Consider the following 17585-nt stretch of genomic DNA (forward strand, 5'->3'; position numbering starts at 1 on the left):
GGGAGTGCTAGGCGACGGGCTCGCGGACCGGCTCACGGGCCGGCTCGATGGCCGCGGGGACCTTGGCGAGCTGGTTCATGCCCAGGCCGATGACGACGAGGAGGGCACCGAGGCCGATGACGAGGGCGGCGACGCCGTAGGAGACGACCGAGGTGAAGAGCGAGGCGCGGAGGAAGGAGGCGTTCATGATCGTCTCGCGCTGCGCCTGGAACTCGGCGGCGGCCTCGGTGTCACCGGCGGCCTCGGCCTCACCGGCGAGGGCGCCGAGCTCGGCGTAGGTGGCGCCGTTCGTGGCGTGCAGCGCGTGGGTGTTGATGATGTCGGCCTGGGCGTAGGCGCTGAACGGGCCCTGGACCTCGGCGCCGGCGAGGAATGCGGCGTCCTCGGGGACGGTGATGTTCTCCGCCTTGAGCTGGCTGGTAACCATGCCCCAGGTGACGCCGCCGGCGATGACGAAGATGGCTCCGGCAACGATGGCGAGGAGGCCTGCGATGCGGGCGATACCGGTGCGGCGGGTCGTGCTCATGGTGTGGTCCTTTCACAGTGGCTCAGTTGCCGTGAGGCCCGTGCTGGGCTTCTGAGGACAATTCTGGCGTTCCGGATTGTCCGATTCCGGGCCCATGGTCCCAGGCCGGCCCCGCGGAGCCGGGAGCGCGCCGTGACCCGCGTCACTCTTCCGCGTCGGGCCGGACCGGCACGTCGCTGCGCCCCGGCCCCGCGGTGAGGGTCAGCGTCACCGTCACCGCGAACGCCAGCCACGTCGTCACGCTCCCCAGCCCGACGCTGAACGTCGCCGGGACGGAGAACATCAGCCCGGCCCCACCGGCAGGGAGCTGACCCTCGACCAGGCCGAGGAGGAGGCAGACGCCGAGCGCCGCACCGACACCCAGGCCCCACCGACGCCCCCATGCCCGGAACCCGAGGACGCACAGCGAGGTGACGACCACCGCGGCGACCGTCGCGAGCCACGACGACCGCCCGTGCACCACCGCTTCGTGTTGCTGGTGGACGACTGCCGCGGAGAGCGTGAGGAACCACACCAGCCCTGCGGCGACCCCGACGGCGGTGACGAGTGCCGGCCTGGTCCTCATGAGCACACCTACATCTTCGGAGGTTCTCCCGGACGGGCCCAGGATGGCAACGATCGGCACCGCGATCAAGACGTCCCGGGAGCTCCTGCCTCGTGGCGCCGCCCCGTCCCGTGAGCCGTGGGCGGTCAGGCCCGCGCGGCCAGGGCGCGTGCGTAGAGCGCGTCGCAGGCCCCGCGGACCTCGGACCAGTCGAAGGGCGGCGGCGTGGCGTGCGCGTGCTCGCGCAGGCGCCGCAGCAGCGCCGGGTCCTCGGCGAGCCGGACGACGGCGTCGGTGAGCGCCGCGTCGGCGGCGGCGTCGTCCAGCCCGTCGGCGCGGTCGGCGGTGAGCAGCCCGTCGACGCCGTCGGTGACGTACTCGCTGGGCCCGGTGCCGCGGCCGGTGACGACGGGCAACCCGGCCGCACGCGCCTCGAGCCCGGCGATGCCGAAGGCCTCGAGCCGGGCAGGGGCGACGAAGACGTCCTCCCCGGCGTAGCGCGCCACGAGCTCCTCCCGGGGCAGGCCGCCGGTGAGGGTGACGACGTCCTCGAGCCCGAGCCGCTCGACGAGGGCGCGCACGCGGCGCTCCTCGGGGCCGGCACCGATGAGGGTGAGGTGGACGCGCGGCGCCCCGTCCGGGCCCCGCCCGAGGCGGCCGTCGGCGGCGGCGACGACCTCGACGAGCGGCGCCGGACGCTTGCGCGGCGCCAGCCGCTGGGTGGCGACGAGGCGCAGGGTGCCGTCGGGGGTGCGCGGCGGCGCGGCCGGGCGCCAGTCGGCCACCGTGATGCCGTTCGGCAGGACCGAGACGTCCTCGCGCCCGAGCATCCGCGCGACCCGCTCCCCCGCGACGCCGGACACCGCCGAGACCGCGGCCTGCGAGCGCAGCGTCCCGCTGCGCCGGGCGAGCACCCCGAAGCCGGTGACGACACCGTCGAGCATGCAGTGCCACGTGACGGCGAGCGGCACCCCGGTGAGGCGCGCGGCTGTCACGCCGTCCAGGGCGAAGGGCGACACGACGCCGGCGTGGACGTGGACGACGTCGGGACGCAGCCGCTCGACGGCCTCCCGCAGCAGCCACGGGCCGCGCGGGTTGACCGGCAGGCCGAGGGTGAGGGCCGAGGCCATCCGGTGCACGCGCACGCCCGAGCCCAGGACCCGGGTGGCGCGACGGGTGCCGTCGGCGCCCGCCGTCGCCGTCGCGACGTGGACGTCGTGGCCGGCGAGTGCCTGGGAGACCGCGAGGTCGTGGACCTGCGTCTCGATGCCCCCCGTACGAGGCGGGAAGCAGTCCGAGACGTGGAGGACCCTCACTCCCACTCGATGGTGCCCGGCGGCTTGCTCGTCACGTCGAGGACCACGCGGTTGACCTCGGGGACCTCGTTGGTGATGCGGCTGGAGATGCGCGCCAGGACGTCGTAAGGCAGCCGCGACCAGTCGGCGGTCATCGCGTCCTCCGAGCTGACCGGGCGCAGGACGATGGGGTGGCCGTAGGTGCGGCCGTCGCCCTGGACGCCCACGGAGCGGACGTCGGCGAGGAGGACCACCGGGCACTGCCAGATGTCGCGGTCCAGGCCGGCGGCGGTGAGCTCCTCGCGGGCGATCGCGTCCGCGGCACGCAGCACGGCGAGCCGCTCGGCGTCGACGGCACCGACGATGCGGATGCCCAGGCCGGGCCCGGGGAAGGGCTGGCGCCAGACGATGCCCTCCGGGACGCCGAGCTCGAGCCCGACGGCGCGGACCTCGTCCTTGAACAGGGTGCGCAGCGGCTCGACGAGCTCGAACTGGAGGTCGTCCGGCAGGCCGCCGACGTTGTGGTGGGACTTGATGTTCGCCGCGCCCTCACCGCCGCCGGACTCGACGACGTCGGGGTAGAGCGTGCCCTGGACGAGGAAGCGCACCTCCTCGTCCTGCCCGGCCTCCTCGACGATCTCGCGGGCGGCGGCCTCGAAGGTGCGGATGAACTCGCGGCCGATGATCTTGCGCTTCGTCTCGGGGTCGGTGACCCCGGCGAGCGCGGAGAGGAACTGCTCGGTGGCGTCGACGACCTTGAGGTTGACGCCCGTGGCGGCGACGAAGTCCTGCTCCACCTGCTCGGCCTCGCCGGCACGCAGCAGGCCGTGGTCGACGAACACGCAGGTGAGCTGGTCACCGACGGCCTTCTGGACGAGCGCGGCGGCGACGGAGGAGTCCACGCCACCGGACAGGCCGCAGATGACGCGCGCGTCACCGACCTGCTCGCGGATCGCGGCGACCTGCTCGGCGATGACGTTGCCGGCGGTCCACGTCGGCTGGAGGCCGGCGCCGTCGTAGAGGAAGCGCTCGAGGGCGGCCTGGCCGAAGTCGGAGTGCTTGACCTCCGGGTGCCACTGCACCCCGAAGAGCCGCCGGCCGCGGTCCTCGAAGGCCGCAACCGGTGCGCCCGGGGAGGTGGCGAGGACCTCGAAGCCCTCCGGCGCCTCGTGGACGGCGTCGCCGTGGCTCATCCACACCTGCTGGCGCTCGGGCGTCCCCTCGAGGAGGGACCCGCTGCCGCGCAGCTCGACGACGGTCGCGCCGTACTCGCGGTCACCGGTGCGGGCGACGGTGCCGCCGAGTGCGGAGGCCATTGCCTGGAAGCCGTAGCAGATGCCGAGGACCGGGACGCCGGCGGTGAAGAGCTCGGGGTCCACGCCCGGGGCGTCCTCGGCATACACCGAGGCGGGACCACCGGACAGGATGATGGCGGCGGGGTCCTTCTCCAGGACCTTCTCGACCGCCATGGTGTGGGGGACGATCTCGGAGTACACCCCGGCCTCGCGCACGCGGCGCGCGATCAGCTGGGCGTACTGGGCGCCGAAGTCGACGACGAGGACGGGCTGCGGCGTGGCCGCGCGCTCAGCGGTGGTGGGGGCGTCGGTCGGGGCGTCGCTCATGCTCACCTCGCCAGAGTAGCCGCGCGTCGGGACACCACGCCCGGGAGGTCCGTCTCGAACCAGCCCTTGGCGCGGTGCTCCATGACGAAGGACAGCACCGGAACGACACCGGCGACGACGAGCGCCGCCATCCGGCCCAGGCCCCAGCGCATCGCGGACCACAGGTTGAGGACGCTGACGAGGTAGACGACGTAGATCCAGCCGTGCGCGAAGGGGATCCACCCGATCCACGCCTCGACCTCCGGCCCCACCCCGACGAGGTAGACCAGGACCATCTCCACGCACAGGAGCAGCAGCATGACGCCTGTGACAAATGCCATGGCCCGGTAGAACGTCCAGGCCCCGCGCGCCTTGCGCTCGCGCTCCGCCCGCAGGGCCGCACCCGGTGCGGTGCCCGGTGCGGCGGTGGTGTCCTCGCTCATGCGTCCTCCTTGCGCCCGCCCCTGCGAGCTCCTCCCCAGTGTCTCAGGCGCCGCCGACGGCGGAAAACAGGCTGCCCGGTGTCGTCGGCGACACCTAGGCTCAGGCTCGTGCTCGACGTCCCGACCGGCCACCCCGGTCATCCGCCTCTCGGCGCGCCCACGGCCTTCCTCGCCTGGGCCGCCCGCGGGGCCTGGCCCACCCTCCTCCTCGGCTGCCTCCTCGCCTCCGTCGTCTCCCTCGCGGGAGCCGCGGTGCCGCTCGTCCTGGGCACCGCCCTGGACAGCGGGCTCGCCGACGGCGTCTCCACCCGCCTCCTGTGGCTGGCCCTCGCGCTCGTGGGGATCGGGCTCCTCAGCGCGGTCGCGACGAGCGTCGGCCACGCCGCCGAGGTCGGCGGCTGGCTGCACGGCGCCTTCAGCGCCTCGCGCCTCGTGGGGCACCACGTGACGCGGACCGGCCCCGCGATCGGCGAGGAGCTGCCCACCGGGGAGGTCGTCAGCGCCGTCGCCAACGACTCCTTCCAGGTCGGCAACGTCCTGGAGCTGCTGCCCGCCTTCGTCGGCGGGCTCGTCGGCTACCTCGCCGTCGCCGTCTACATGCTCCAGCAGTCCCCCACGCTCGGGGTCGTCGTCGCGCTGGGGCTGCCCGTCGTCACCGTCGTCGTCTCCTTCCTCATCAAGCCGCTCCAGGCCCGCCAGAAGGAGCAGCGCGACGCCGCCGGACGGCTCGCGACGCTCGCGACCGACACCGTCTCCGGCCTGCGGATCCTGCGCGGCATCGGCGGCGAGGACGTCTTCGCCGAGCGCTACCGTGCGCAGTCGCAGCGGGTGCGGCGGGCCGGGGTGCGGGTCGCCGGGCTGTCCTCGGTGCTCGAGGCGCTCCAGATCCTCCTGCCCGGCCTCTTCGTCGCCTGCGTCGTGTGGCTCGGGGCCCGGCTCGCGATCACCGGTGAGATCTCCCCCGGGCAGCTCGTCACCTTCTACGGCTTCACCGCCTACCTGTCCGAGCCGCTGCGCTGGGTCACCCAGTTCATCAACTTCCTCACCCGGGGACGCGTCGCCGCCCGCAAGATCACCGGCGTGCTGTCGGTGACCCCGGAGGCCGGGACGCTGGCGGAGTCCGAGGCGGCCGACTCGCTGCCCCGCCCCGCCGTCCCGTCCACGCCCGGCGCGCTCGTCGACACGCTCACCGGGCTCTCGCCGCGCCCGGGTGCGCTCACCGCCGTCGTCACCCCGCGGCCCGGGGAGGCCGAGGCGGTGGCCGGCCGGCTCGGGCGCCTGGACGACCGCAGCAGCACGGAGGTCCTGCTCGACGGCGTGCCGCTGCGCGAGCTGCCCCTCGCCGAGGTCCGTCACCGCGTCGTCGTCGCCTCCTCCACCCCGCAGCTGTTCACCGGCCCGCTGCGCGCGGCGCTCGACGCCCGCGAGGACGGCCTGGACGACGCGACCCTCCTGCGCGCCCTCCACACGGCCGACGCGCACGACGTCCTCGAGTCGCTGCCCGAGGGCCTGGACGGGGAGATCACCGAGAAGGGCCGCTCCCTGTCCGGTGGCCAGCGCCAGCGGGTCGCGCTCGCCCGCGCGCTCCTCACCGAGCCGCAGGTGCTCGTCCTCGTCGAGCCGACCAGCGCCGTCGACGCCCACACCGAGGCGCGGATCGCCGCGCGTCTCGCCGAGTACCGCCGCGGGCGGACCACCGTCGTCCTCACCGCCTCCCCGCTCGTCCTCGAGCACGCCGACGACGTCGTCCTCCTCGACGACGGCGTCGTCCACGCCCACGGCCGCCACCGCGAGCTCCTCGCGCGCGCCGCGGCCGGTGAGCCGGACGCGCAGGCCTACCACGCCGTCGTCGGCCGGTCCCTCACCACGGAGGTGGTCTGATGCAGCTCCCCGTCGCCGACTCCCGGCGCGTGCGCGCCTTCGCCGGGCGGCTGCTGCGCTCCTACCGTCGCCCGCTCGCCACCGTCGTCGTCCTCCAGGGCCTGGCGGCGGTCGCCGCGCTCGCCCTGCCGTGGCTGCTCGGCGGGCTCGTCGACGCCGTCGTCGACGGGACCACGCGCCGCTACGTCGACACCGTCGCGCTGTGGCTCGTGGGGGTCGTCGTCCTCCAGGCGCTCGTCACCCGCTACGCCCAGCGCAGCGCGATGGTCCTCGGTGAGGAGGTCTTCGCCGAGCTGCGTGAGCGATTCCTCTCCGGCGTCACGCACCTGCCGCTGTCGACCGTCGAGCGCGCCGGCACCGGTGACCTCCTCGGGCGGACCACCAACGACATCGACCGCGTGCAGTGGGCGGTGCGCTTCGGCGTCCCGCGGGTCCTCGTCACGACGACGACGATCGTCCTCACCTTCGGGGCGGCACTGCTCGCCTCCCCGCTCGTGGCGCTGGCGATGCTCGTCGGCCTGCCGGTGCTCGCGCTCGCCACCCGCCGCTACCTGCGCCGCTCGGCTCCCGCCTACCGGGAGAACGCCGCCGCCTACGCCGACCTCAACGGGGTGCTCACCGAGTCGGTCGAGCACGCCGCGACGGTCGACGCGCTCGCCCTGGGCCACCAGCGCCGCCGCCGGTCCGACGCCGTCGTCGCCGCGGCGTGGAACACCGAGAAGGTGACGCTGCGGCTGCGGATGTCGGTGTTCTTCTGGCTCGTCACGTCCTTCGCGCTGCCGGTGGCTGCCGTCGTGCTGTGGGGCGCGCACCTCGTGGGTGCGGGCCTCGTCACCCTCGGCGCCGTCACCACGGTCGCGCTGTACGTCATCCAGATCCGCGGCCCGCTCTTCGAGCTGCTCATGTGGGTGGACGAGATCCAGGTGGCGACGGCGAGCCTCGCGCGCATCGTCGGCATCGAGCTCGTGCCGCCGGACCGCGAGGCCGGACCCGCGCGGCCCGAGCGCGAGGACGTGCGCGCCCGCGAGGTGCGCTACGCCTACCGCGACGGCGAGGACGTCCTCCACGGCATCGACCTCACCCTCGCCCCGGGGGAGCGGCTGGCGATCGTCGGTCCGTCCGGGGCCGGGAAGTCGACCTTCGGGCGCATGCTCGCCGGCATCCACCCGCCCACCGGTGGGCGGGTGACGATCGACGGCGTCCCGCTCGTCGACCTGCCCGAGGAGGAGCTGCGCCGGCACGTCGCGCTCGTCACGCAGGAGCACCACGTCTTCGTCGGCTCCGTCGCGGACAACCTGCGGCTGGCCAAGCACGACGCCGACGACGCCGAGCTCGCCCGCGCCCTCGAGGCCGTCGACGCCCACGACTGGGTGGCGGCGCTGCCCGAGGGCATGGCGACGGCGGTCGGCTCGGGAGGTGCGACGCTCACGCCGGCGCAGGCCCAGCAGCTCGCGCTCGCCCGGCTCGTCCTGCTCGACCCGCACACCCTCGTCCTCGACGAGGCGACCTCGCTGCTCGACCCGCGCGCGGCCCGGCACCTGGAGCGCTCGCTGTCCGCGCTGCTCACCGGCCGGACGGTGGTGGCGATCGCCCACCGCCTGCACACCGCGCACGACGCCGACCGGGTCGCCGTCATGGAGGCCGGCCGCATCGCCGAGATCGGCCCCCACGAGGAGCTTGTCGCCGCCGGCGGCGAGTACGCCTCCCTGTGGCAGTCCTGGCAGCAGGACTGAGGAACAACTCAGCTGTCGCCGCGGGGGTATCCCCGCCCCCCTTCGCCGCGGGGGTATCCCCGCCCCCCTTCGCCGCGGGGGTATCTCCGCCCCCCTTCGCCGCGGGGGTATCCCCGCCCCCCTTCGCCGCGGGGGTATCTCCGCCCCCCTTCGCCGCGCGGGGGTATCCCCGAACCCCTCGCCGCGCGGGGGTATCCCCAACCCCCTTCGCCGACAGCTGAGTTGTTCATTTCTCAGCCGGCCAGCTCCTCCGCCAGCTCCCGCTCGTCCGCCTCGGAGAGCGAGGTCTTGAGGACCGTCCCACCGAAGTCGCCCATCGCTGCGGCGAACTTGTCCTCCGTCACCTTCCGCGCCATGACGACGACGGCTGCCTTGCCGGGCTCGAGCAGGCCCTGCACGCGGTCCTGGAAGCTCCGGTTGATCCCGGACCTGCCGAGCCTGCCCGTCAGCGCACCGAGCGCGCCGCCGACGAGCAGCCCGAAGGCCGGGACGAGGAACAGGAGGCCGAAGATCGCCCCCCACAGGGCCCCCGAGGCGGTGGACGCCCCGACGACGTTCGACGGCGTGTCGACGTGCTTCTCGCCGTCGTCGTCGACGCGCACGAGCGCGAGCCCGGCGAGCTCGACGATGAAGTCCCGCTGCAGGTCCAGGACCTTGTCGTAGGCATGTCGGGCCGTGACGTGGTCGTCGTACCCGAGGATGATCAGCTCTGACATCTCAACGCTCCTTCTCCGGAACCCGGTCAGTCCCCACCCTTCCACCAGGCACGGCGGGGACGGTACCCCCGGGAAGGGGGAGCACCGGGTGACCGCAGCCCCGAAGGGTTCGCCAGAGCCCGGCAGGACGGAGGCACGATGACTGCGCAGCGTGTGGTCGCACCGGTGCCCGGCGCGTCCGGCGCCGGGCCATGACCGGTGACGTGCCGGTCCCCGGCGGTCGTGGGCTCGCTGTCGGCACCGCTCTGCGTGTCCTCTCTGCGCACTGGCGGACCTGGCTGCGGGTCTCCGTACCCCTCCAGCTCCTCACCGCCCTCGTCGCTGGGCCGGTGGTCGGCCTGCTCCTCGCGGCCGCGCTGCGAGCCGCCGGTGTGCCCACGCTGACCGAGGCCAGCCTGGGCCAGGTGCTGCGTCACCCCGCAGCGGTCCTGCTCCTCACCGTGCTCACCGTCGTCGCCACGTCGGCGGCGCTGCTCCAGCACGCGGCCTTCGTCCTGTTCGCCCGCGGGCTGACCCACGGACGGGTGCCGCGCCTGCCGGAGCTCGCCCGCCAGGGCGCTGCCGTCCTCGTCCGCTCCGCCGGACCACAGCTCGGGCTGCTCGCGCTCTACCTGCTCGTCCTCGCTCCCCTCGGTGGCTTCGCGGTGGGCGCCTCGTTCGTCCGACCGCTCGAGGTCCCTGCCTTCATCGGCGGCGAGCTCCGGAAGACGCCCCTCGGGACGGCGGCCTGGCTCGGCGCCATCGCCCTCCTCGGGTACACCAACCTCCGCCTGCTGCTCGTCCCGACCTTCGTGCTCACCGCCGGCCTCACCCCCGCCGGCGCCTACGCCGCGAGCTGGCGGGCCACCCGTGGACGGGTCACCCGCCTCGCACTCGTCGTGGCAGGACTCTGGCTCGTCGCCGCCGTCGGCCTCGCGGCACTCGTCACCGCGGCCGTCGCCGTCACACGCCTGTCGGACGCCCTCTGGCCTGCCGTGTCACCGGTCGTCGCCGGAGCAGCCCTCGTCGTCGCCCAGGTGGTCCTCCTCGGCGGCGGCGGCCTGCTCGCGGCCTTCGTCGCGCTCCTGCTGCTCGGCATGGTCCCCGGCCGCCCGCCGGCGCCTGCGGGCCCGGTGCGTCCCGGTCGCGCGAGGCCCCACCGGGCGCTCGCGGCTTTCGCACTGGTGGTGCTCGCCACCGGGACGGGGGTCGCCGGCGCGGCGAGCCTCCGCTCCCCTGACCCCGGGCAGGCCACCCTCGTCATCGCGCACCGCGGTGCGACCTACGGCGCCGTGGAAAACACCCTCGAGTCGCTGCAGGCGGCAGCCCGGCTCGGCGCGGACGTCGTCGAGCTCGACGTCCTCCAGGCGGCGGACGGGGGCCTGGTGGTGGTCCACGACACCAACCTGCGCCGGGTCGCGGGAGTCAACCGGGACGTCGCCGACCTCACCACCGAGGAGCTCACCGCCACGACCGTCCGGCAGGCCGGTCACGAGTCGACCATCCCGACCTTCGCCGCCTTCGCCGAGCGGGCCGCCGAGCTGGGCGTCCCCCTGCTCGTGGAGATCAAGGAGCACGGGCGGGAGCGCGGCGACATGGTCGGTGACGTCGTCGCCGTCCTCGAGGCCCACGACCTCGTCGGCACGTCCCTGGTCCAGGCCTTCGACCCGGCGGTCGTGGCCGAGATCGAGAGCCGCTTCCCGCACGTCACCACCGGGGGCGTCGTCGCCTTCTCCCGTGGCCGCCTCGACCCCGGGGCCGCCGACTTCCTCACCCTGGAGCAGAGCTCCTACACCCCTGACCTCCTGCGCCAGGCCCACACCGCCGGTGTGCAGCTGTTCCTGTGGACCGTGACGGAGCCGCGGCGGATGCGGGCCTTCGTCCGGGAGGGCGTCGACGGCGTCATCACCCCCTCCCCGAGCGTCGCCCTGGAGCAGCGCGGGGCCGTCGCCGCGGAGACCGGCGTGTCGGACCGCCTCGCCGACCTCATCCGCTCGCTCGTCAGCTAAGGCCGCCCGCCCCTACCGGCCGGCGGCGGCCAGGCGCGACTCCCGGACGTCGTCGCGCAGCACCTTGAGCCAGAAGACCACCGCGAAGAGGGCGAAGGCCCACCACTCGACCGCGTAGGCGAGGCTCTGGACGTTGGGGTCGGCGTCGAGCTCCTCGACGGGTGAGGGCGCCGGGGACAGCCCGCCGGGCTGCGCGGGCTCCTCGAGGACGAGGTAGGCGCTGTACATCGGGGTGCCCCACACCTGGGCGAGCTCGCCGGCACTGATGCCGCCGGCGACGCCCTCGGGCAGGCCGGACTCCCCCGCGGCCTCCGAGTCGCTGAGCACCCCGACGATCTCCAGCCGCGCCGTCGGAGGCGGCGGCGCGGTCACTTCCGCCCCCGCGCCGCCGGCCTCGAGGCGGTCGGCGATCCCGTCGGGGAGCCAGCCGCGCAGGACCGGCATGATCGCGCCGCCGTGCGGGCCGCCGTCGACGTGGAACGCGGTGACGACCATGAGGGCGTCCTGCCCGCCGACGTTGCGGCCGGGCACGAGCACCTGCTGCCCGGGGTCGAAGGACCCCTCGAGGCTGACCCGCCGTCCGAAGTGCTCGACGGTGAAGGCGCTCTGCGGTGCGAGCACCTCGGTGACCGGGACGGCCGGCGCCGCCATGAGCTCCTCGCGCTCGATGCGCGCGGCCTCCTGCCCGCGGATGCCGGCCCGGTCCAGCTGCCAGAAGCCCAGGCGCGTGCACACCGACGCCACGACGACGACGAGCAGCAGGAGGACGAGCATCCGCCGTGTCGTCGCTGCCCGCAGCCAGTCTCGGGCGTCGGCCCGGGGACGCTGGGCGGTGGTGGACACGCCTCCAGGGTAGTTCGCCGTGCCGGGGGTCCCGGCCTAGGACCTTCTCCGGTGGCTGCGGCCCCCGGGAACCGCGAGGCTGGGACGTGACCACCGACACAGGGAGTATCCGCATGAGCACTGCCTCCGTCCCCGCCACCACCAGCGCCTGGCGCCGCCGGGCCCGTCCGGCCCCGGACGACGCGACCCTCGGCCGGATCGACGCCTGGTGGCGAGCGGCGAACTACCTGTCCGTCGGCCAGATCTACCTGCTCGACAACCCGCTGCTGCGCGAGCCGCTGCGCACCGAGCACGTCAAGCCGCGCCTCCTCGGCCACTGGGGCACCACCCCGGGCCTCAACTTCCTCTACGCGCACGCCAACCGCGCGATCCAGGAGCGCGAGCAGCCGACGATGTACCTCACCGGCCCCGGCCACGGCGGGCCGGGCCTCGTCGCCAACACCTACCTCGAGGGCACCTACTCCGAGGTGTACTCCGACATCACCCAGGACGCCGAGGGCCTGCGGCGGCTCTTCCGCCAGTTCTCCTTCCCCGGCGGCATCCCCTCGCACGTCGCCCCCGAGACGCCCGGCTCCATCCACGAGGGCGGGGAGCTCGGCTACGCCCTGTCCCACGCCTACGGCGCCGCCTTCGACAACCCCGACCTCCTCGTCCTCGCCGTCGTCGGCGACGGCGAGGCGGAGACCGGCCCGCTCGCCACGAGCTGGCACTCCAACAAGTTCGTCAACCCGCGCACCGACGGCGTCGTCCTGCCGGTCCTCCACCTCAACGGGTACAAGATCGCCAACCCGACGGTGCTGGCCCGCATCGGGGAGGACGAGCTCACCAACCTCATGCGCGGCTACGGCCACCGGCCCTACGTCTTCACCGCCGGCTTCGACGACGAGGAGCCGGCCTCCGTCCACGGCCGCTTCGCCGCGCTGCTCGACGAGGTCCTCGACGAGATCGCCGAGATCAAGCAGCGGGCCGCGCAGACCGACCCGGAGGAGGTCGAGCGACCGCAGTGGCCGATGATCGTCATGCGCACCCCCAAGGGCTGGACCTGCCCGGAGGTCATCGACGGTCAGCAGGTCGAGGGCTCGTGGCGCTCCCACCAGGTGCCGCTGTCCAGCGCCCGCGACACCCCCGAGCACATGGAGGTCCTCGAGGGCTGGATGCGCAGCTACCGCCCGGAGGAGCTCTTCGACGACGACGGCCGCCTCGTCGACGACGTCGCCGCCCTCGCCCCCGCCGGCCAGCTGCGGATGAGCGACAACCCGAGCACGAACGGCGGCCTGCTTCTCAAGGACCTGCGCCTTCCGGACCTCCGGGACTTCGCCGTCGACGTCCCCGCGCCCGGCGGCGCCGTCACCGAGGCCACCCGCGTCCTCGGCCAGTGGCTCACCGAGGTCATCCGCCGCAACCCGGACAACTTCCGCCTCTTCGGGCCGGACGAGGTGGCCTCCAACCGGCTCCAGGCGGTCTACGACGTCACTGCCAAGCAGTGGAACGCCGAGATGGTGCCCGCGGACCACGAGGAGCACCTCGCGCGCGCCGGCCGGGTCATGGAGGTGCTCTCCGAGCACCAGTGCCAGGGCTGGCTCGAGGGCTACCTCCTCACCGGCCGCCACGGCCTGTTCACCTCCTACGAGGCCTTCATCCACATCGTCGACTCGATGGTCAACCAGCACGCGAAGTGGCTCAAGGTCACCGACGAGCTCGAGTGGCGCCGGCCCATCGCCTCGCTCAACTACCTCCTGTCCTCCCACGTGTGGCGCCAGGACCACAACGGCTTCTCCCACCAGGACCCGGGCTTCATCGACCACGTCGTCAACAAGGGCGCCGACATCGTCCGTGTCTACCTGCCGCCGGACACGAACACGCTGCTCGCGACCTACGACCACGTCCTGCGCACGCGCCAGTACGTCAACGTCGTCGTCGCCGGCAAGCAGCCTGGCCCGGACTTCCTCACCATCGAGGAGGCGCAGGACCACTGCCACCGCGGCGTGGGCATCTGGGAGTGGGCCGGCACGGAGGAGGAGGGCCAGGAGCCCGACGTCGTCCTCGTCTGCGCCGGTGACATCCCCACCATCGAGGTGCTCGCCGCCGCCGACCTCCTGCGCCGGCACCTGCCGGAGCTGCGGGTGCGGGTGGTCAACGTCGTCGACCTCATGCGCCTGCAGGACGAGAAGGAGCACCCGCACGGGATGAGCGACCGCGACTACGACACCGTCTTCACCACCGACCGGCCGGTGATCTTCGCCTACCACGGCTACCCGTGGCTCATCCACCGCCTCACCTACCGGCGCTCCGGCCACGCCAACCTCCACGTCCGCGGCTACAAGGAGGAGGGCACGACGACGACGCCCTTCGACATGGTCATGCTCAACGACCTCGACCGCTACCACCTCGTCATGGACGTCATCGACCGAGTGCCGGGCCTGGGCTCGCGGTACGCGGGCCTGCGCCAGCGGATGGCCGACGCCCGCCTGGCCGCGCGCCGCTACACCCGGGAGCACGGCACCGACATCCCCGAGGTCGCCGAGTGGCAGTGGCCCGACGTCGGGGAGACGGCCACCGCCTCCGGCGGCCCGCAGTACGACACCGGCGGTGACAACGCGTGAGCCCGGGACGTGGCCGGGCACACACGACCAACCGGGACAAAGTCCCGGGTGCTCCCGCGGCCACCGGGGGAGACTGACGTGTGGCCGCGAGCCTGGTGGCCGCCCGAAGCAGCACTGAGAGGAGACGTCGTGGCGCGCAGCATCTACATCGCCTCACCGGAGGGTGACACCGGGAAGTCGACCATCGCGCTGGGTCTGGTCGACCTGTTCGTGAGGCGGGTGGAGCGCGTGGGCATCTTCCGGCCGGTGGTCCACGCCGGTGAGGAGCCCGACAACGTCCTGGAGCTGCTCCTGTCCCACGACGGCGTCGACCTCGCCTACGAGGACTGCGTCGGCGTCACCTACGACGACGTCCACGCCGACGAGACGGCCGCCCTCACCCGGATCGTCGAGCGCTTCCACGCCGTCGAGCAGCGCAGCGACATCGTCGTCATCGTCGGCTCGGACTACACCGACGTCGCCGGCCCGGCCGAGCTCTCCTTCAACGGGCGCGCGGCCGCGAACCTCGGCGCCCCGGTCCTCCTCACCGTGAGCGCCCTGGGCCGCACGACCGAGGAGATCCAGCAGGTCGTCGACATCGCCGCCGCCGAGCTGCGCTCGGACCACGCGACCGTCGCCGCCGTCGCCGTCAACCGCTGCGAGACCGAGCGCATCGAGGAGGTGCGCGCCGCCGTCGCCGTCGCCGACGTGCCCGTGTGGACCTTCCCCGAGATCCCGCTCCTGTCGGCCGCGACCATCGCTGACCTCGTCGAGGCGCTGGGCGGCACCGTCATCGCCGGCGACGAGGACCTCCTCACCCGCGAGGCGGAGTCGATCCTCGTGTGCGGGATGAACGTCGAGCACATCCTCGAGCGGCTCAAGGACGGCCAGCTCGCGATCGCGGCCAGCGACCGGTCGGAGGTGCTCATCACCCTCGCCGCCGCGCACGCCTCGCAGAACTTCCCCTCCCTCGCCGGGATCGTCCTCAACGGCGGCTACGAGCCCAACGCCGAGGTCCGCACGCTCGTCGAGGGCCTGGGCCGCTCGCTGCCGATCGTCACCACCGAGCACAACACCTACGAGACGGCGCGGATCGCCTCGACCACCCGGGGCCTCATCTCCCGCGGCAGCCAGCGCAAGCGGGACCTCGCGCTCAGCGCCTTCGAGCGCAACGTCGACGGCGACGCCGTCCTCGCCGCCCTCGACGTGCCGCGCAGCTCGGTCGTCACCCCGCTGATGTTCGAGTCCGAGCTCCTCGAGCGGGCGCGCGGGGACCGCAAGCACATCGTCCTGCCCGAGGGCACCGACGACCGCATCCTGCGGGCCGCGAGCACGCTCCTCTCCCGCGGCGTCGCCGACCTCACGCTCCTCGGCAACGAGAGCGCCGTGCGTGACCGGGCCAGCGACCTCGGCCTGGACATCGAGGCCGCCCAGATCATCGAGCCGCGCACGAGCGAGTGGCTGCAGCCCTTCGCCGAGGAGTACACGCGCCTGCGCGCCCACCGCGGCATGACGATGGAGCGGGCGCTGGAGGTGCTGCCGAGCGTCTCGTACTTCGGCACGATGATGGTCCACCTCGGCTACGCGGACGGCATGGTCTCCGGCGCCCAGCACACGACCGCGCACACCATCAAGCCCTCCTTCGAGATCATCAAGACGCGGCCGGGCACGTCGATCGTGTCCTCGGTCTTCCTCATGTGCCTGGCCGACCGGGTCCTCGTCTACGGCGACTGCGCCGTCAACCCCGACCCCGACGCCGAGCAGCTCGCCGACATCGCGATCTCCTCCGCCGAGACCTCCGCCCAGTTCGGCATCGACCCGCGCATCGCGATGCTGTCCTACTCCACGGGCACCTCGGGCAGCGGCGCGGACGTCGACAAGGTGCGCGCGGCCACCGAGCTCGTCCGCGAGCGCCGGCCGGACCTCTTCGTCGAGGGCCCCATCCAGTACGACGCCGCCGTGGACGCCTCAGTCGCGCAGACCAAGCTGCCGGAGTCCGACGTCGCCGGCAAGGCCACCGTCTTCGTCTTCCCCGACCTCAACACGGGCAACAACACCTACAAGGCCGTGCAGCGCTCGGCGGGTGCCGTGGCGATCGGGCCGGTCCTCCAGGGCCTCAACAAGCCGGTCAACGACCTCTCCCGGGGCGCCCTGGTCCAGGACATCGTCAACACCGTGGCCATCACCGCCATCCAGGCGCAGGCCAGCGAGGAGCAGCAGTGAGCACCACCGTCCTTGTCATCAACTCCGGCTCGTCCTCGATCAAGTACCAGCTGATCGAGCCGGAGGAGGGCGTCGTCGTCGCCTCCGGGCTCGTCGAGCGCATCGGGGAGGATGAGGGGCTGCTGCGGCACACCTTCGAGGGCGTCGACACGCGCCTCACCGAGCCGGTCCCCGACCACGGGGCGGGCCTGCGCCGCGTCCTGGAGCTCTTCGCCGAGGTGGGCCCGGACCTCGGCGCCGCCGGGATCGTCGCCGTCGGGCACCGCGTCGTCCAGGGCGGGGCCCGCTACTCCGGCCCGGCCCTCGTCGACGACCACGTCCTCGCCGACATCGAGGAGCTCATCCCGCTCGCCCCGCTCCACAACCCCCCGAACCTGCGCGGGATCCAGGTGGCGCGTGACCTCCTCCCCGACGTCCCGCACGTCGCGGTCTTCGACACCGCGTTCTTCTCCGACCTGCCCGACGCCGCCGCGACCTACGCCCTGGACCGCGAGGTGGCCACCCGCTACCGGGTGCGCCGCTACGGCGCCCACGGCACCTCCCACCAGTACGTCTCCCGCACGGCCGCGACGGTCGTCGGCCGGCCGCTGGAGGAGCTGCGCCAGGTGGTCCTCCACCTCGGCAACGGCGCCTCGGCCTCCGCCGTCGCGGGCGGGCGCGCCGTGGACACCTCGATGGGGATGACGCCGCTGGAGGGCCTGGTCATGGGCACCCGCACCGGTGACATCGACCCGGCGGTCATCTTCCACCTCAGCCGCAACGCGGGCTTCACGATCGACGAGATCGACGACCTGTTCAACCGGCGCTCGGGCCTCAAGGGCCTGTCGGGCAAGAACGACATGCGCGAGGTCCACGGGCTCGTCGCGGCCGGCGACGCCGGGGCCCGGCTCGCGCTCGACGTCTACGCCCACCGGCTGCGCAAGTACGTCGGGGGCTACGCCGCCGTCATGGGCGGCCTGGACGTCCTGTCCTTCACCGCCGGGATCGGGGAGAACGACGAGATCGTGCGCGCCGAGGCGCTGAGCGGGCTGGAGTTCCTCGGCATCGAGCTCGACCCCGCGCGCAACGCCGGCCGGATGAGCGAGCCGAAGGTCATCTCCACCGACCGCTCCCGCGTGACGGTCCTCGTCGTCCCCACGAAGGAGGAGCAGGAGATCGCCCGCCAGGTCATCGACCTCGTCTGACCCCGCTCGCGTCTCCCGCCCTCCTC

General features: G+C 73.6%; 13 protein-coding genes. 6 read left to right on the plus strand and 7 right to left on the minus strand.

All coding sequences use genetic code 11. From position 1 onward, the window contains the following. Positions 1-7 precede the first annotated feature (7 nt). The 5 genes from H9624_RS04295 to H9624_RS04315 form a co-directional block, all read right to left on the minus strand. Positions 8-526, minus strand: coding sequence for an aromatic ring-opening dioxygenase LigA (locus tag H9624_RS04295; RefSeq protein ID WP_251838643.1), 519 nt, complete (start codon positions 524-526; stop codon positions 8-10). Between the two features lie 142 nt (positions 527-668). Beyond that, positions 669-1091: a hypothetical protein gene (locus H9624_RS04300; protein ID WP_251838644.1), complete on the minus strand. Its 423-nt coding sequence runs from the start codon at positions 1089-1091 to the stop codon at positions 669-671. Positions 1092-1216: 125 nt separating this feature from the next. Next, on the minus strand, positions 1217-2386 hold the full coding sequence (locus H9624_RS16835; RefSeq protein ID WP_251838645.1) for a glycosyltransferase family 4 protein: 1170 nt from the start codon (positions 2384-2386) through the stop codon (positions 1217-1219). Further along, a complete protein-coding gene (guaA, locus tag H9624_RS04310) occupies positions 2383-3987 on the minus strand; it encodes a glutamine-hydrolyzing GMP synthase (RefSeq protein ID WP_251838646.1) in 1605 nt (534 codons plus the stop codon). Before guaA ends, H9624_RS16835 begins: the two co-directional genes overlap by 4 nt. Before the next feature lie 2 nt (positions 3988-3989). Beyond that, a complete protein-coding gene (locus H9624_RS04315; protein WP_251838647.1) occupies positions 3990-4409 on the minus strand; it encodes a DUF3817 domain-containing protein in 420 nt (139 codons plus the stop codon). 108 nt (positions 4410-4517) lie between these two features. Between H9624_RS04315 and H9624_RS04320 the strand changes: the two genes are divergently transcribed. Both H9624_RS04320 and H9624_RS04325 read left to right on the plus strand, forming a co-directional pair. Beyond that, positions 4518-6290, plus strand: a complete 1773-nt coding sequence (locus tag H9624_RS04320) for an ABC transporter ATP-binding protein (protein WP_251838648.1) — start codon at positions 4518-4520, stop codon at positions 6288-6290. Beyond that, the gene (locus H9624_RS04325; RefSeq protein WP_251838649.1) at positions 6290-8023 is read left to right on the plus strand and encodes an ABC transporter ATP-binding protein; all 1734 of its coding nucleotides are present in this window, start codon (positions 6290-6292) and stop codon (positions 8021-8023) included. The genes H9624_RS04320 and H9624_RS04325 overlap by 1 nt, the downstream gene beginning before the upstream one ends. A 233-nt stretch (positions 8024-8256) precedes the next feature. Here H9624_RS04325 and H9624_RS04330 read toward each other — a convergent pair whose 3' ends face one another. Then, a complete protein-coding gene (locus tag H9624_RS04330; RefSeq protein ID WP_251838650.1) occupies positions 8257-8739 on the minus strand; it encodes a DUF1269 domain-containing protein in 483 nt (160 codons plus the stop codon). Between the two features lie 191 nt (positions 8740-8930). Here H9624_RS04330 and H9624_RS04335 point away from each other — a divergent pair, with 191 nt between their 5' ends. Further along, complete coding sequence (locus tag H9624_RS04335) at positions 8931-10727, plus strand: glycerophosphodiester phosphodiesterase family protein (protein WP_251838651.1); 1797 nt, start codon at positions 8931-8933, stop codon at positions 10725-10727. A gap of 12 nt (positions 10728-10739) precedes the next feature. On the opposite strand, the gene H9624_RS04340 is transcribed toward H9624_RS04335, so the two are convergent. After that, positions 10740-11570, minus strand: a complete 831-nt coding sequence (locus H9624_RS04340) for an SURF1 family protein (RefSeq protein WP_251838652.1) — start codon at positions 11568-11570, stop codon at positions 10740-10742. Between the two features lie 113 nt (positions 11571-11683). On the opposite strand from H9624_RS04340, the gene H9624_RS04345 reads away from it, so the two are divergent. The 3 genes from H9624_RS04345 (at position 11684) to H9624_RS04355 (ending at position 17559) form a co-directional block, all read left to right on the plus strand. Further along, positions 11684-14173, plus strand: coding sequence for a phosphoketolase family protein (locus tag H9624_RS04345; RefSeq protein ID WP_251838653.1), 2490 nt, complete (start codon positions 11684-11686; stop codon positions 14171-14173). 129 nt (positions 14174-14302) lie between these two features. Further along, the gene (gene pta, locus H9624_RS04350) at positions 14303-16375 is read left to right on the plus strand and encodes a phosphate acetyltransferase (protein ID WP_251838654.1); all 2073 of its coding nucleotides are present in this window, start codon (positions 14303-14305) and stop codon (positions 16373-16375) included. Beyond that, positions 16372-17559, plus strand: a complete 1188-nt coding sequence (locus tag H9624_RS04355; protein WP_251838655.1) for an acetate/propionate family kinase — start codon at positions 16372-16374, stop codon at positions 17557-17559. The genes pta and H9624_RS04355 overlap by 4 nt, the downstream gene beginning before the upstream one ends. The last annotated feature ends 26 nt before the right edge of the window (positions 17560-17585 follow it).

The sequence above is a fragment of the Oceanitalea stevensii genome, from assembly GCF_014837105.1.
GTDB lineage: Bacteria > Actinomycetota > Actinomycetes > Actinomycetales > Actinomycetaceae > Oceanitalea > Oceanitalea stevensii.

Coding starts and splice junctions, on each gene's coding strand:
- H9624_RS04295 (WP_251838643.1), bottom strand. CDS start 526: ATGAGCACGACCCGCCGCACCGGTATCGCCCGCATCGCAGGCCTCCTC.
- H9624_RS04300 (WP_251838644.1), bottom strand. CDS start 1,091: ATGAGGACCAGGCCGGCACTCGTCACCGCCGTCGGGGTCGCCGCAGGG.
- guaA (WP_251838646.1), bottom strand. CDS start 3,987: ATGAGCGACGCCCCGACCGACGCCCCCACCACCGCTGAGCGCGCGGCC.
- H9624_RS04315 (WP_251838647.1), bottom strand. CDS start 4,409: ATGAGCGAGGACACCACCGCCGCACCGGGCACCGCACCGGGTGCGGCC.
- H9624_RS04325 (WP_251838649.1), top strand. CDS start 6,290: ATGCAGCTCCCCGTCGCCGACTCCCGGCGCGTGCGCGCCTTCGCCGGG.
- H9624_RS04330 (WP_251838650.1), bottom strand. CDS start 8,739: ATGTCAGAGCTGATCATCCTCGGGTACGACGACCACGTCACGGCCCGA.
- H9624_RS04335 (WP_251838651.1), top strand. CDS start 8,931: ATGACCGGTGACGTGCCGGTCCCCGGCGGTCGTGGGCTCGCTGTCGGC.
- H9624_RS04345 (WP_251838653.1), top strand. CDS start 11,684: ATGAGCACTGCCTCCGTCCCCGCCACCACCAGCGCCTGGCGCCGCCGG.